The organism is [Chlorobium] sp. 445 (assembly GCA_002763895.1).
Taxonomy (GTDB): domain Bacteria; phylum Bacteroidota; class Chlorobiia; order Chlorobiales; family Thermochlorobacteraceae; genus Thermochlorobacter.
In genome coordinates, this window is the sequence record NSLH01000002.1 from 1 (window position 1) to 14,924 (window position 14,924).

The 14,924-nt window shown below is 48.1% G+C and carries 18 protein-coding genes; 10 read left to right on the forward strand and 8 right to left on the reverse strand.

From position 1 onward, the window contains the following. A partial coding sequence (locus tag CMR00_01095; protein PIO48977.1) for a hypothetical protein occupies positions 1-225 on the forward strand: 225 nt, incomplete at its 5' end. 65 nt (positions 226-290) lie between these two features. On the opposite strand, the gene CMR00_01100 is transcribed toward CMR00_01095, so the two are convergent. The 4 genes from CMR00_01100 to CMR00_01115 all read right to left on the reverse strand — a co-directional run bounded on the left by CMR00_01100 (position 291) and on the right by CMR00_01115 (position 4,590). Next, positions 291-773 carry a DNA starvation/stationary phase protection protein gene (locus tag CMR00_01100; protein ID PIO48978.1) on the reverse strand — a complete coding sequence of 161 codons (483 nt, stop codon included), beginning with the start codon at positions 771-773 and terminating at the stop codon, positions 291-293. 50 nt (positions 774-823) lie between these two features. Next, positions 824-1,822 carry an alcohol dehydrogenase gene (locus CMR00_01105; protein ID PIO48979.1) on the reverse strand — a complete coding sequence of 333 codons (999 nt, stop codon included), beginning with the start codon at positions 1,820-1,822 and terminating at the stop codon, positions 824-826. A gap of 98 nt (positions 1,823-1,920) precedes the next feature. Further along, positions 1,921-2,307: a transcriptional repressor gene (locus CMR00_01110; protein PIO48980.1), complete on the reverse strand. Its 387-nt coding sequence runs from the start codon at positions 2,305-2,307 to the stop codon at positions 1,921-1,923. Between the two features lie 81 nt (positions 2,308-2,388). After that, positions 2,389-4,590, reverse strand: coding sequence for a thiol:disulfide interchange protein (locus tag CMR00_01115; GenBank protein ID PIO48981.1), 2,202 nt, complete (start codon positions 4,588-4,590; stop codon positions 2,389-2,391). A 152-nt stretch (positions 4,591-4,742) separates the two neighbouring features. Here CMR00_01115 and CMR00_01120 point away from each other — a divergent pair, with 152 nt between their 5' ends. From CMR00_01120 to tmk, 6 genes are all read left to right on the forward strand, one after another. Next, positions 4,743-5,627: a YicC family protein gene (locus CMR00_01120; GenBank protein PIO48982.1), complete on the forward strand. Its 885-nt coding sequence runs from the start codon at positions 4,743-4,745 to the stop codon at positions 5,625-5,627. 36 nt (positions 5,628-5,663) lie between these two features. Next, positions 5,664-6,290, forward strand: coding sequence for a guanylate kinase (locus CMR00_01125; GenBank protein ID PIO49107.1), 627 nt, complete (start codon positions 5,664-5,666; stop codon positions 6,288-6,290). A gap of 21 nt (positions 6,291-6,311) precedes the next feature. Then, positions 6,312-6,629 (forward strand): hypothetical protein, encoded by a 318-nt coding sequence (locus tag CMR00_01130; protein PIO48983.1) that lies wholly within the window; start codon positions 6,312-6,314, stop codon positions 6,627-6,629. A gap of 36 nt (positions 6,630-6,665) precedes the next feature. Further along, entirely contained in the window at positions 6,666-7,172 is a 507-nt protein-coding gene (locus CMR00_01135; GenBank protein ID PIO48984.1) for a glyoxalase, read from the forward strand. 111 nt (positions 7,173-7,283) lie between these two features. After that, a complete protein-coding gene (locus CMR00_01140) occupies positions 7,284-7,865 on the forward strand; it encodes a TIGR00730 family Rossman fold protein (protein ID PIO49108.1) in 582 nt (193 codons plus the stop codon). A 26-nt stretch (positions 7,866-7,891) separates the two neighbouring features. After that, positions 7,892-8,539 carry a dTMP kinase gene (gene tmk / locus CMR00_01145; protein PIO49109.1) on the forward strand — a complete coding sequence of 216 codons (648 nt, stop codon included), beginning with the start codon at positions 7,892-7,894 and terminating at the stop codon, positions 8,537-8,539. Here tmk and CMR00_01150 read toward each other — a convergent pair. From CMR00_01150 to CMR00_01160, 3 genes are all read right to left on the reverse strand, one after another. Further along, positions 8,536-9,720: an SAM-dependent methyltransferase gene (locus tag CMR00_01150; protein ID PIO48985.1), complete on the reverse strand. Its 1,185-nt coding sequence runs from the start codon at positions 9,718-9,720 to the stop codon at positions 8,536-8,538. The two genes, tmk and CMR00_01150, sit on opposite strands and share 4 nt — an antisense overlap. 9 nt (positions 9,721-9,729) lie before the next feature. Then, entirely contained in the window at positions 9,730-10,425 is a 696-nt protein-coding gene (locus CMR00_01155) for a fatty acid desaturase (protein ID PIO48986.1), read from the reverse strand. 131 nt (positions 10,426-10,556) lie between these two features. Continuing rightward, positions 10,557-11,522: an alpha/beta hydrolase gene (locus tag CMR00_01160; GenBank protein PIO48987.1), complete on the reverse strand. Its 966-nt coding sequence runs from the start codon at positions 11,520-11,522 to the stop codon at positions 10,557-10,559. Between the two features lie 30 nt (positions 11,523-11,552). On the opposite strand from CMR00_01160, the gene CMR00_01165 reads away from it, so the two are divergent. From CMR00_01165 to CMR00_01175, 3 genes are read left to right on the forward strand one after another with little or no spacing between them, the layout of a single operon-like run. Continuing rightward, positions 11,553-12,668 (forward strand): glycerate kinase, encoded by a 1,116-nt coding sequence (locus CMR00_01165; protein ID PIO48988.1) that lies wholly within the window; start codon positions 11,553-11,555, stop codon positions 12,666-12,668. Then, positions 12,665-13,087, forward strand: coding sequence for a hypothetical protein (locus CMR00_01170; GenBank protein PIO48989.1), 423 nt, complete (start codon positions 12,665-12,667; stop codon positions 13,085-13,087). Before CMR00_01165 ends, CMR00_01170 begins: the two co-directional genes overlap by 4 nt. Positions 13,088-13,101: 14 nt before the next feature. Next, on the forward strand, positions 13,102-13,671 hold the full coding sequence (locus tag CMR00_01175) for a rhomboid family intramembrane serine protease (protein PIO48990.1): 570 nt from the start codon (positions 13,102-13,104) through the stop codon (positions 13,669-13,671). A gap of 44 nt (positions 13,672-13,715) precedes the next feature. On the opposite strand, the gene CMR00_01180 is transcribed toward CMR00_01175, so the two are convergent. Further along, positions 13,716-14,897 (reverse strand): delta-aminolevulinic acid dehydratase, encoded by a 1,182-nt coding sequence (locus tag CMR00_01180; protein ID PIO48991.1) that lies wholly within the window; start codon positions 14,895-14,897, stop codon positions 13,716-13,718. Between the last annotated feature and the right edge of the window lie 27 nt (positions 14,898-14,924).

A 14,924-nucleotide genomic window follows, 5' to 3' on the forward strand; every position in this document is an offset into this window, starting at 1 on the left:
ATTTTTAATTGTTTAAGGTTATGTTCCTGCGTCGTGCAGGTCTGCTGTGTGTTCGCACTATTCATAGAAACAACCTTCGTGCCAGTTCCGCTGCCTGAAGACAAACAGAAAAAATGTCAGTCGCAGTGCAAGAAGTCTGACAAAGTGAATGAAAATCTGTCAGAACAGAAAACCGACAAAGTGTCAGCGGAAGTAAAAACAGAAAAAAGAAGTCACAGCAAATAAAAAAGCCTCGCTAAAACGAGGCTCAAAGAGAACCTACTGCAAGAGCAGCAAGGCGACACCTGCCGTTAAGCCAAGGCTTTGCGCGCTTTGGTCTCTGCAAGATACCAGCTCTGTTTCTGGTAGGTTTCCACAATGGTGGTGAAGATATCAGCTGTGCCCGGGTCATGATGCTGCGTGGCAAGCTGAATGTGCTGATGCAAAGAATCAATGATTGCATTGGTATCTTCGTAGAGAATTTCGACCATTTCTTGCGGCGTGTAGTTAAGATTCTGCGATTCATCAATTTCCGCTATCTCAATAAATTCTTTCATCGTGGCAACTGGGTAGCCCCCAATCGCACGCGAACGCTCTGCCAGTGTATCAACAATTTCAAGAAGTTGATTGTAATGCATATCAAAAAGCTCATGCAAGGGCTTGAAGAACGGACCGGAGACATACCAATGAAACTTCTTGTACTTGACTGCGAGCACAAACGTATTGGCAAGTTGAAGATTAAGTGCAGAGAGCACCTCTGTGGAAGTATGCTTGATTTTGACTTCTGTCGACATAAATGAACTCCTTTCCAAATTTTTTAAGCGTTGAATTCAAGTAAGAGAAGTTAAGAAATTTTAAGAGTGATTTTACCGAATTGTTGCGCATTATCCATATAGCGCAAAGCGTGTTCGGCATCTTCGAGAGAGAACGTGCGGCTGATGATAGGCTGAAGATGCTTTTCGGAGACAAATTTCAGCATAGCATCAAAATCAGTGCGTGAGCCCATGGTAGAGCCGAGCAGCGAGAGTTGCTTCCAGAACACTTTCCGCAGGTTGAAGTCTTTGACATCGCCACGTGTTGCGCCGACAAATGCGATGCGCGCGCCAGGTGCAGCAAGGTCAATGAGAGAAAGAAAGCCATCGCCACCTGCGCTATCCAAAATAACGTCAAACATGCCTGCATTCTGACGTAGCCTCTCAACCCAATTCGGCTGTGTGTAATTGGCGCCGCCCTTTGCACCCAGCGCCATGGCTCTTGAGAGTTTCTCGTCTGAGCCTGAGGTAACCCAGACTTCTGCACCTAGTGCTACAGCAAACTGTAACCCGAACAACGCCACACCGCCACCAATGCCTGTAATCAAAACTTTGTCCTGCGCTGAAAGCTTAGCACGAGAGAACAAGGCGCGATATGCCGTCAGACCTGCAAGCGGTAAGGCTGCAGCGGCTTCGAACGAAAGATGCGCTGGCTTGTGCGCAAGATTTTCTGCAGGAACTTTGACAAATTCTGCAAATGTGCCGTCATCCGGTAAGCCCAAAATGCGGAAAGATTTTTGCTGAGCACGTTCATCTGTGCCCCAATCCAAACTTGGATTGATAATCACCTCTTTGCCAAGCCAATCTTTTGGGACGCTCTCGCCAAGCGCTTCAACCGTGCCAGCCCCATCGGAGCCCAAGATAATCGGGAATTTCAAGCCGGCATATAGTCCTTTTTGAATCCAGACATCGCGGTGATTGAGCGCCGCATAGCGCAATTTGATGAGCACTTCACTGGCAGCAGGCTTGGGCGTTTCAACCTCTGAAAAGACGAGGGGCGAGTGAGCGGCATGAAGCACGGCAGCTTTCATGATGTAATGGGATAAGATTTAAGAGGAAAAATCAACAGCAAAAGCCGATACAAAGAAAGAAAAAGTGGCTAGACGGAAGACTGACAAAATGTGCACGACTATGTTTCGCCGTAAAATTCAATTTTGTATGCTGTGGCTTTCAAGCCTGTTCTTGCAGCAAGTTCCTCGAGCAAAGAAGCGTCAAAAGGCAGCTCAACGTCATAGATTTTGCCGGTTTTTGTGCAGATAAAATGATGATGATGACCGAGCTTGCCATCATAGCGCACAACCCCATCGCCCAGCAGGACACGCTGAATTAAGCCTTCCTCGACGAGTAAGTTCAGGTTGCGATAGACCGTACCCAAGCTGATATTAGGAATGACGGCGCGCGCTTGCTCATACACCCAATCTGCTGTGGGATGGTTGTCCGTACCTTGAACGATTTTGAGAATTTCTGCGCGCTGACGCGAATAGCGTTGACCGATTTTCTGCTTTGCCACTGCCATCACTGCTGAAGATTTAGAACGAATCAACTTTTAAGATACGCAAAACATGTAAAAATACCTATCAGTAACCATAATCATTTCTTAATCATTTTTTTCAGCTGTAGGCTTTTGCGCAGCTTTCTCAAAGGTTTCAATCAAAAGTTCAGGTGTGAGCACTTCGGGCAAGACGACAGGTTCATTGAGTTTTCCTGATGGAAAAACCACATAGAGCGGCACACCAGAACGACCAAACTTGCGCAAGAGTTGCGTAATCTCATCATTGCGATTGGTCCAATCGGCTTTGATAGCTACAATACCTAACTCAGCAATTTTCTTTTCTACCGCCTCGGTTTCTATAACGGTTTTCTCTGTAACCTTGCATGTAAAGCACCAATCTGCAGTGAAGTCCACAAAAACCGTTTTGCCTGACTGCACAGCGGTTTCAATGGTGCTCAGCGAAAAGGGCTGCCATGGAATTTTGCTGTCAGTGTGTAGGCTTGTTGCAACAAGCGTCTGGGCGTCGCGCCAGTGCAACTGACGCTCAAACGTGATGATATATGTGCCGACCATGAGCAAGAGTGCGGTTGTCCAAACGATAAACTTGCGTAGCCGTGTCGAGCCATAGTCAATAAACTGACCGACAAGCCAGAATCCGACACTAACTGAGAGCAGCAATACCAGCGCAGCGGTTATGCCTTGGATGCCAAGTTGTGCGCCCAACACCGAAAGGAGCCAAACCACCGTAGCAAAAAGTAGAAAACTCATCACTTGTTTGAAGCGATTCATCCATGGTCCGGGCTTTGGAATAAATTTCAGCCACTCTGGTTTGGCTGCAAATAGAACATACGGTGCAGCAAGTCCGAAGCCGACCATCGTAAAGATGATGAAGATGATGTGAGGCGGTTGTGAGAAAGCAAAGCCTAATGCGCTGCCTAAAAACGGTGCGGTGCAAGGGGTCGCAAGGGTTGTGGCTAAAACGCCATTTGCGAAGGAGCCCCAGAGGTCATGGCGCATCAAGGTTTTGTCTACTTCACCAGAAAGATGCGGCGCAGAAAATTCAAAGACTCCAGCAAGGTTGAGACCGAAAATGAAGATGACCAGCGTCATTATGAGCACAAAAGCGGGAGATTGAAATTGAAAGCCCCAACCGACTTGCTGACCTGCTTGCTGCAACACAATCACCGCAAGGGCTAAAATCCAAAACGATAGGAGCACACCGAGCATAAAGACTAAGCCATGCTTCAGGCTCTCTACTTTGGATTGAGAAGCGTTGCGCACAAGGCTCATCACTTTGAGCGAGAGCACGGGCAAAACACAAGGCATAATGTTGAGAATGATGCCACCGATAAACGCAAAAAGCATGGCAAGTCCAATCGAGAGAGAAGCAGTTTGCGCTTGCGTGTTGAAAGTTTGATTGAGTAAGCTAGTCTGTGCGCGCTCCGTTTGAGGTGCTGTAGAGATTTGGCTGGCAGCCTGCACGCTCGTCTGAATCTCATAGCCTTTTTCGTCGAGCATAACAATGCCACGAAGTTCTACAGATGTTGGCATTGCCCCTTGAAGTGTAACGGGCATGATGACTTTACCATTTTCAACTTTGAATTCATTAAATCGGTAAAGAAAAGCATCATGAGGTTCGGGGAAAAAATCAAGGATACGCTTAGCATCTCGACCACTGAAAGCCAATGAAAGGGTGTATCCATCAAAGAGGGCATGTTCGACTTGCAGTGTGCTCTGCGAAAGCGGTGTAGGCAAGGTGGCTTTTGCGCGTGCAATCAAGGTATTGGCTTCTTCAATATCGCTGGGCTGCAGGCGAGAGAGGTCTAAGGAAACTTTGGCATTGCCGGGCACGCACGATTCTTTGCACACCAGCCAATCGATTGAAGCAGAGATAGAAAGTGCTTTAGGCAACTGCTTTGGGGGGGTGACTTCAGCAAGCAAGATAAGTTCATCACTGTATCCAAACGCAACAAGGTCAGCCTCAATGATTTTGTGCGGTGTTGGAAACTGCAAATCCCCAACGCTAAATCCGTCAGGCAATTGCCATGTGATTCTGGGCGGGAAGCCTGCATCGCCCGGATTTTTCCAATAAAGATGCCAATCTTTTTCAATCTTGAATTTGATAGCTAGCGTGAACGGTTTGGTTAGGTCTGTGCTGTTGGTGTGTAATGAGGGTGTAACGAGGTTTTTACCATCGACGAACTGTGCGTGCAGGTTTGGCGCAATGAGCACGCCTAGCAAAATGAGTAAGAGAAATTTTTTCATGCGTGGTATGTAAAACAGTTGCATTCTGACAAAGTTAAACATTATGCGTGAGTTTATTTATGCATCGCAGATTGCAGATGCAAGTTCTCGGTTGGCGCTTATGTTGGTAGAAATACGCTTGATACCTATTTTTGTTTTCAGCTAAACGCAAAAAATCACCATCTCGTCAAAAACAGCATTGAGACAAACTACACATGATTGAGAGCATGACCGGATACGGCAGAGGAGAATATGCCGAGAACGGTCTTCGCGCTATTGCAGAGATTCGCTCTGTCAATAGCCGTTTTGTAGAGATTTTGGTCAAGTTGCCACGCGAATTCAGCGCGCGTGAGTTAGAGGCGCGAGAACTTGTACGAAAAGAGTTACAGCGTGGAAAAATTTCTCTTTCAGTTCAGCTTGAGCGTGATGCGTTAGTAGCGCCGCCTGTGCGTATTAAGCCTGAGGTCGTTAAGGCCTATGCCTCGCTGTTGCGTGCGCTGCAAGAGGCGGCACAGATTAGCACGCCGATTACGCTTGACCATCTGCTGAAATTTTCTGATATGTTTGAGTCTGTGGAAGAAGAACCAGAGGAAGTTGAGCGAGAGTGGCAAATTATCTGCAAAGCAATTGACCAAGCTATTCAAGCTGTGCGCATGATGCGCCGTAAAGAAGGTGAGGAGTTGAGACGTGATTTTGAAGCGCGTATTGCGCGCCTTGAAGCGACGATAGATCACATTGCGGCACTATCTGCAAAAACGATTGAAGAGACACGTGAGAAATTGCGCACCAAGGTACGTGAAATTCTGCTCGAAGAGTCCAAAGTGAGCCGAGAGCGGCTTGAGCTGGAAATTGTACTTTTAGCCGATAAAATGGATATCACAGAAGAGTGTGTGCGCTTTCGTAGCCATAACAAGTTTTTTCTTGAGACGCTGGCACAGCATGAAGCGCCTGGTCGACGCTTGAACTTTCTGTTGCAAGAGCAGAACCGAGAAGCCAATACGATTGCTGCTAAATCGCAAAATGCGGAAATCTCTCAGGCTGTTGTTTTCCTCAAAGAGGAGCTAGAGAAAATTCGAGAACAAGTTCAGAATATTGAGTAACTTATGTTTATTTCATTTGAAAGTCTTTTGCAAGATATGACAGCTGCTTCAGAGTCGGAGTCTGCTACGCATGTGTCATCTTCAGTGGCATCTGAACAGCCGAAGGGCAAACTCATTGTCTTTGCTGCACCTTCGGGCACAGGTAAATCCACGATTGCGAAGGCAGTACTTGCTGCATTTCCAAACCTCGTATTTTCAGTTTCGGCAACAACGCGCCCGATGCGTGAGGGTGAGCAAAACGGTCGAGAGTATCACTTTCTGTCGCGCGATGAATTTGAAGAGAAATTGCGTCAAGGTGAATTCATTGAGCACTCAAAGCACTTCGACAATTACTACGGCACACTAAAATCAGTTGCTGACAGTGTGCTCACGAGCGGTAAGCATTTGCTGTTAGATTTGGACGTCAATGGTTCGATGAATGTCAAAAAGCTGTATGGGGAGCGTGCCTTACTAATTTTTATCAAGCCACCGAGTTTGGAGGTGCTGCGTGAGCGTCTGCTCAGTCGACGCACAGAGACACCTGAGGCAATTCAACGTCGATTAGAACGTGCAGAGTATGAACTCTCGTTTTCGAATCAGTTTGATGCGGTGGTCGTCAATGATTCACTTCAAACAGCAATTGACGAAGTGAAGGCTTTAATTAGCCGTTTTCTTGACTCATAACTTAAAGAATGCACATACGCTATGCCAATTAAAGTTATCGATTTCTCAAAACTGATGCATCAAAGCAATAACATCTATGAAATTGTTGTTGCAATGGCGCGGCGAGCAAAAGAAATCAACGAGCAGCAACGCGCTGAACTTGAGGAGAAAATCGCACCGTTCAAAGCCAAGACAAGAAACCCGACCAACGAAGCCGAAGCTGATCGTATTTTCCCAGAACAAGTGGCAATTAGTATCAAGTATGAAAAGTTGCCGAAGCCGACGATTATTGCTATCAATGAGTATGAAAATCGTGAGTACACATTCGAGTATCGAGAGCTGCCACCTCGGCGCAGGTAGCACAGTATCTTAAAACTGTGATTGCCAAAACACATTATGCTTAAACTTACGGGCATCAGTCAGATTACGCTGCGTGTCAATGACCTGCGCCGCTCCGAGGAGTTTTACACCAAACTCATTGGCTTCAAGTTGCATCATCGGCTGGGCATCAATATGACCTACTTGGAAGCGGCAGGTGATATGCTGGTCTTGGTACGCGCAGAGACGCCAAGTCCTGAAGAAGCACGCGATATTCGCGTCGATCACTTCGGGCTACGCCTAGCAACCGATGAAGAAGTCGATGAAGCTGCAGCATTTCTGAAGAATAACAACATTCACTTGCTGACACAACCGGCAAAACGCCGCGACGGTCGTGCCTTTTTCCTGCTCGATCCAGACGGCAATCTTGTCGAGATTTACTCCTCGACTGGCGAGGTTTTTCCAAACGATGACACCAATCCTGATGCACCATCTTCTCGCCGACGCGGACGCAAACCCAAGGCAGACTCACAACCGCGACCGACTCGACCGGCTGTACCAAAGCGCCGACGCAGTCGTAAGTAAACCTGCGTGGTGCACAGCTTGCCTGCTGCCTTGTGCACTCGCTTGACTTTGCGTATCTTAGCTGGCATAACCTACCAATCAAACCGTTCAATGATGACCTCTTCACCATTGCTGCCAAGTCAGAACATTTGTGTCTATTGTGGATCTCGTACAGGGTTGCACCCAGCACACCGCAAAGCGGCCATGGAGCTCGGAGAGCAAATTGCTCAGCGTGGCTTACGATTGGTGTATGGAGGCGGCAATTTAGGACTGATGGGCGTTGTCGCTGATGCGGTCTTGTCGGCTGGCGGTGAAGTGATCGGGATCATTCCTGAAATTTTGGTGCAAAAAGAAGCCGCACATCGTGCGCTGACACAACTCTTGATAGTCTCCTCAATGCATGAACGCAAAGCTCAAATGGCAGAACTCTCCGATGCCTTCATTGCACTCTCTGGCGGCTTGGGTACACTCGATGAACTTTTTGAAATCCTGACTTGGGCACAATTAGGGCTACACCAAAAGCCATGCGGACTGCTCAACATCAATGGTTACTACAATCACTTGATTGCTTTTTTAGACCATGCCGTAGCTGAAGGCTTCATCAAATCCAGCCACCGTGAAGTGCTGCTTGTGTCTGATTCACCCTCTGCCTTGCTGGAACAACTTTTGCAGCGTCAGACAAAAGCACAGCCGATTGCAAAAAATTTGCTTTAATGCTCGGCTCAAGGTGTGCAATCAGTATGCTGATTTCATTTGAAGGCATAGACGGCAGCGGCAAGTCGACACAAGTTAAATTGCTCGAAAGCTATCTCCGCTCACGCGACATTAAAGTGTTAGCACTACGCGAGCCTGGTGGTGTAGCTACCGCAGAAAGTATCCGCGCGCTCCTGCTCAAAAGTCAAAATAAGATTCATCCGACAGCAGAACTTTTGCTCTTTGCTGCAAGTCGCGCTGAACTCTGCGAGGCGCTCATTTTACCAGCTTTGCAAAAAGGTACAATCATTATTCTCGATCGCTTCTATGACTCTACAACAGCCTACCAAGGCTTTGGACGAGGTCTGGATTTAAACATGATTGCAACCGTCAATCGCATTGCAACATTTGGACTGGTCCCGACGCTGACGTTTTACCTAGACATTTTGCCTGAAGACGCACTGATGCGCAAATTTTCCGAAAAATCCATACCGCTTGCTTTCAGCAAAGATGAATTGCCACTTGATCGTATGGAGCGTTCAGGCTTAGCGTTCTACCACCGTGTCCGCGAAGGCTACCAAACCCTTGCACGCCAAGAGCCCGAACGGTTCGTCGTGCTCAATGCCCTCAAATCTATCTCTGACCTGCACAAAGAAGTCATCTTGCATCTGAACAAAAAACTCGGTGTGGGCTAATGCTCATCGGCAACATAGAGCAGCGCAAATTTCAGATACTGCGTTTCTGGCATTGCAGGTAAAATTGGATGATCGGGCGCTTGCGTGGCGCGCTCTAAAATCTTGACACTGCGCTTAGCATCAGCAGCCGCTTGCGCCAAAATCTTCAAAAACTCTGACTCCGACACATGGTGCGAGCATGAAGCTGTGGCTAAGTATCCACCAGACTTGACAAGTAGAAGACCAAGCCGATTGAGCTTGCGGTAGGCTTTTGTCGCACTCTCAACGTTTTTCTTTGATTTGGTCAGACTCGGCGGGTCTAAAATGACAAGATCAAAGTGCTCCCCATTTTGGAGCATCTCTTCAAGTAGTAAAAATGCATCGCCTTGACGGGTACAAAGGTTTTGAAAGCCATTCAACTCAGCGTTGTGTTGCGCACGTGTGAGTGCATCGGCAGAAGCATCAAGAGCGACAACCTCACGCGCACCAGCATAAAGTGCATTCAAAGCAAAGCCACCATCGCTTGTGAAAACATCCAGCACACGTGCACCTTTTGCAAACGGACGAATACGCTTGCGATTTTCCCGCTGGTCAAGGAAAAACCCTGTTTTGTGTCCATGCCGCACATCTACAGCATACTTGATACCAGCATCGACAATTTCAACGCTACCTGCCAACTCCCCAAACGCAAGACGTGAGTATTGCTCTAAGCCTTCTAACTTTCTTAACTCTGATTCATTGCGCAAGACAATAGCACGCGGTGAAAAGCGTTTGACCAATGCCGCGCAAATTGTATCAAGCCGCACTTCCATTCCGACCGAAAAAGTCTGGACCGAGAGCACATCAGCAAACTTATCAACAATAAGACCGGGCAAGTGATCTGATTCGCCATGCACCAATCGAAAGGTATTCGTGAGCGATTCAGGGTAGAGCACTTTTCGCAATCGCCACGCAGCGTCTAAGCGATGCTCAAAAAAAGCTTGGTCGATAGGTTCTTCATGCGCGCTCAGATGTCGATACGCAATCAGCGAATGACGGTTGAAAAATCCGATGCCTAAAAATTGTTTTGTAAAAGAGTAGAGTGCAACCACATCGCCGTTTGCGATGGTCTTATCGACATCGAGCAGTTGATTGCTGAAGACCCATTGATGACCAGAGCGCAATCGCTGTTCTTCGTTTTTCCTAAGAAAAATGTGCTTCATGTGTTTGCGCTAAATCGGCTGCTTTTGCAGAGCATCTTTGAGTCGCCAGAGTTTCCACCAAGGTGTGGCAGGTGAGTGATGATGTTCCCAGTGGTAGCCGAAAAAATAGCAGGAGAGCATTGCCCAGAGGTGATTGCGTTTCAGGGTACGCGCTGCGTATGGGTGCATATCGTCAGTCAGAGGCAATTTATGCGGTTGATAGGTGCCGAAATAGAAAAGTTGCAGAGCGCCCCATGCACACGGCAATATCCAGAAAAGCCAGATGCGTGATTCAGGCACGAAGAAAACACGCTCAAAGAGATTGTAAAGTGCTGCCATAGTCAGAATTTGTGGCACAGTGGCATAGCGGAAAAGAAACGCAGCAAACCAAACCCAAAAATTTTGCGACTTGACATGAAAGTCTGGATCAGTAGCTGTAGCAGGTGCGGCATGGTGCTGCTTGTGATGCTCAAGCAAGCGCCGATAAGACATGGCACCAAAAAGCCAGCAAGCACAAGCTCCAATGGCATGATTGAGCCAGCGCAAAGAGCTAACCGAGCCATGCATGGCATCATGTGCTGTGATGAACAGCCCGGTGGTCAGATAGCCTTGCACGGCAAGATGCAAGTAGCTCTGCAGTGTCGTCCAAGAAAGCGGGCTGCTGAAGAGATAAATCAGGTGAGCAAGCCACAACATGATAATGCTCAGTCCAATCAATACCCCCATGTGTTGAGATAATTTGCCTCTCAAAGAATTTTTTGCGCAAATGCGTTCCCTCTGCAGACTTAGCCTTGGCTTGATGCCGTGAATGCATACGTTTTTGACCGTAAGCTTGAAATTTAATGCTTTTGTGACTTTTATGAGATAGCGTCAGAGAAAAATTCTACGGTGCGCTGCTCTGACCAATACAAGCCGTTTGAATTAAATGACACAAAGCCAATGTGTCCGCCTGCGCGTGGTGCTTCAAACCAGATGGTGCGTAAGCGTCTTGCTTGCTCGAAAGGAAAGCAAGCAGGGGATAGAAAAGGATCGTCCATTGCATTGACAATAAGCGTGGGCACGGCAATCGCATCAAGAAACTGCGCTGAACTGCACTTGGTGTAGTAGTCTTCAGCATTTTTGAAGCCGTGAATAGGGGCGGTGTAGCAATCATCAAATTCCCAAAGCGTTTTGATGCGCTGCAAGCGTTCAAGTGAAATCGGCTGCGGCACATGCCTTGATTTTTCAACGACCTTGTGCAAAAGTTGGCGCAAAAATCGGCGATTGTAAATCGGCTGACGTGAGATAGCACGAGAACACTCTGCCAAACTTAGGGGCACAGAGAAACAGACAGCAGCGGCAATCTTTGCTGCTGCGGCACTGCCTTGTTCGCCCAAATACTTCAGCGTTAAGTTTGCACCCAAGCTAAATCCAACCAGCATGATACGTGCATACCGACCTTGCCCGAGAGCATGCTCTACGACCTCGTGCAAATCTTCCGTAGCGCCGCTGTGGTATGCACGCACCTGACGATTCGGCTCGCCACTGCACCCACGAAAATTCCATGCTAACACATCAAAACCGTGCTGATGGAGCGCGCGTGCCATACCCAACATATAACTACGCAAGGAATGGCTTTCCAAGCCATGCGAAAGAATAACAAGATGCTGACTGCCGATGCAAAGCCAATCTAAATCAAGAAAATCATCATCGCTTGTTGTGATGCGCTCGCGTCTATAGCGCACATTTTTCACGGTGCGGCAGAGAGCAGCGAAAATTGTTTGAGCATGTCCATTTGTTAGAAATGCGGGAGGGCTGTAGGTTGAGTGCAAAATCAGAGGCATAGATGTGCGCCAACGCAATTTTTTGAAGTGATGAAAATACTCCTTGCGCTCGATAGTTTCAAGGGCACGTTTTCTTCAGAAGAAATTGCTCAGCATATCAAACGTGCTTTGCCCGAACACATGCGTAGGGCTTGCGCAATTCAAGTGCTCTCGGATGGCGGTGAAGGCTTTACGCAGGTCTTCAAGTCTGTTGCAGGCGCAAAGATACATCGCACAGAAGTCACTGCACCGCTGGCTGAAAAAATTATCGCGGAATTTGTCCAGCTCGGGCAGCGCGCAATTATGGAAACAAGTGCCGCCGCTGGATTGACGCTGGTCAAAGGCGCATTGCGTCCCGACCTTGCCACGACATTTGGCGTCGGTGAAATGATGCGCGCTGCAGTTGAAGTCGGTGCATCGGAGCTTGTGCTGGGCTTAGGTGGCAGCGCTACTTGCGATGGTGGCGCAGGTGCACTTCAAGCCTTAGGTGTCTTACTACTTGACCAAGCCAAGCACCCTATTCCGTTCGGTAACGCTGGACTTGCTGCACTGGCGACAGTAGATTTCTCCCCACTCGCCCTGCCGCCGTCGCTCTCGCTGTTGCTTGCAAGCGATGTGAAGAACCCACTCTTGGGTGAAAACGGCGCCATCAAAGTTTTTGGCAAGCAAAAAGGTGTGATGCCAGATGAGGAGCCTTACTTCGAAGCCCGTCTAGCGCATTTTGCTAACCTTGCAGAAGCAGCAAGGCATCAAGGCTTTCGGGATGTTGAAGGTGCAGGCGCAGCAGGCGGACTTGGCTTCGGAATGTTGCTGCTTTCGCCTTTCCTCAAATCCGTAAAAATCATCTCTGGCTTCAAGTTTGTCAGTGAGTTCGTGCATCTCGATGAACAAATTGCGCAGAGCGATGTTGTCATCACAGGGGAGGGCAAGCTTGACCGCACATCGTTTGCAGGTAAGGTGGTGGGCAGTGTTGCGCGTCTATGTCAACAGCATCGCAAACCGTGCGTTGCCATTGCAGGGCTCTGTGAACTGAGCCAACAAGACGCAAAAGATTTGGGCATTGAGAAAGTCTTTGCGATTTTTGAGAGCATGCCGCCGTCGTTAGAGAAGGCTAAAGCCGACACACCAAGTCGTTTGAAAACACTTCTATCTGACTTTGCTCTATGAAGACATCAGCGAGCGCACCACGCAAACGCTCACCCGAAGACATCACAACGCTAAGCGAACCGACTCTGTCTGAAGCGCAGCGTGCACAGTTTCTCGATGGCATTGCAAAGTTTAATCGTGAAGCCTACTGGGATGCGCATGAAGCGTGGGAACAAACCTGGCAGGCAATGAACGAAGATGCAGAAATTTTCTTGCGTGGCTTGGTGCAACTTGCGGCAGCCTTGCACTGCCTGAAAACGCAGCGATTAGAATGTGCAGCGCGCAATTTCGAAAAAGCCTATCCAAAACTTGCTGTTGCTCCTGCTCAATTCATGGGCATTGATGTGGAAGCGCTTCGTGCGTTCATTCGCGCTTATCAAACTTCGCCGAATCCAAGCATGCGCTGCCAAATCCAGCATGTTGCATCTTCAAAAATTTGACCGCGATTTGAACAATGACGATTCGCTACAATTCTCCTGTGATTTTAACCTATGCGCTCATCTGTGCCGCAGTGATGCTGCTGAGCAACCTCACCAAAGGCTATAGCACGCAAGCCTTTTTTACTGCGCTGCCGTCAATGTCTTTCTTTAACCCGCTAACATACTTCCGACTTTTTTCGCATGTGATTGGTCATGCCGATTGGACACATCTAATCAGCAATTTTTCATACATCTTGCTCATCGGTCCGCTGCTTGAAGAAAAATATGGTTCAATGGCTATTCTGGTGAAGATTCTCATTACAGCGTTTGTGACAGGATTGCTCAACACGATTTTCTTTTCGACAGGGCTTTTAGGTGCAAGTGGCGTTGTCTTTATGCTCATTCTCTTAGCCTCGTTTGCAAACATCCGTGATGGTGAAATTCCTCTGACTTTCGTGATTGTCGCCGCGCTTTACTTAGGGCAAGAAATTGTCAATAGCTTCAAGCCTGATAATGTCTCGCAGTTTGCGCATATTCTGGGCGGGCTTGCAGGTGCAGTGTTTGGCTTTGGAGGTAAGTTCATTGCGCAAACGATTGGCAAGTAGCCGTAAGGAAGTTATATGCAGCGCGTTGCAGAAAAAGAACGTGCTCAATCTCCGTGCTGATGAGCCTGCGCTTGCAAAAGAAACGCCAGTGCAAGATACATCCACGCGCTTGACCAGCGCATATAAGGAATGGCGTTGAGGTAATAGCGATGCTTTTGATAAGCAAAGTGCCCATCTGTGCGCTGCAGATGCTTGCATAGCCAAGTTGCGACCTTGAGTGCTGACTTGAGCTTGCCAAAGCGCGTGAGGGTAAGAATGGATTGTGCGCCTGCAGTAGCGTCAATCGGATAGAGTGCGTAATCGTAGTACTTCGGCATCAAACCATCAATATCTTCCACGAAAAAATTTGCTTCGTAATACGCAAAGCCTTTTTGCAAACAAGCAGAAAAGGTGTTTTCCCCCGAGCATTTGATAACTTCATCAAGGCAATCGAGCACATAGCCGGTGTGAAAATTATCAGCCCATGTGCGTGCATCCCCTTGCGAATACGACCATGCACCACTGGACTGTTGCTTGCTTACCACAAACGCTACAGTTTTTTTGGCTTCCTCAAGCAGCTGCGCCTGTTTCGTAACGGAATAGACTTGTGCTAAGAGCCGTGCTCCTTTGAGCGTGGCATTCAAAACAACCTGTCGATCCAGCGGTGAGTAAGAAAAACAAAACATGCCGTCAAACCAAGTGCGCTGCAGATCGTTGAGGACGAACTGTGTGGCACTTTTGCAAAGCGTAAGGGCTTGCAGATTTTTCGTGCGGCGGTAATACTCGAAGAGTGCGTTGGTAATAAAGCCTGTGGCAACTACAGTTGGTGTGTAGGCAGGAATGCGAGCGTAGCGTGCTTCCCAATCAAAGTCGTAGCCCCAGCATGCCCCGCTGTAGCCTTTCGATTGCAAGCGTTCTAATTCTGAAAGACAAAATGCACTGCGCTCATCGTAAAAGGGAGCTTTTTGAGGAAAAACATCTTTCAGCAGAGTATAAGCGTGCAAAGCAAGACCGAGCGTAACGGGGTTGTAGCCTTTTGGGATGAAGAGAAGTGGGCGCACATTGATGGGCAAGCGCTTCAAGACTTGCTGTGCGCCCCAGCGCAAAGTTTTTTGCTGTCTCAAAATTGGCAGCTTGAAGAGCGGTGAAGTCAAAGCATCGTAAGGGTCGTAGCCACGATATGCATCGGCGTGAATGCGTTGCTCAAGGCGCAAAAGTGCATCAGCAAGAAAGTCGTGCGTTGGCATATTGGCGTCTTTAGCTGCTCTCTGCGT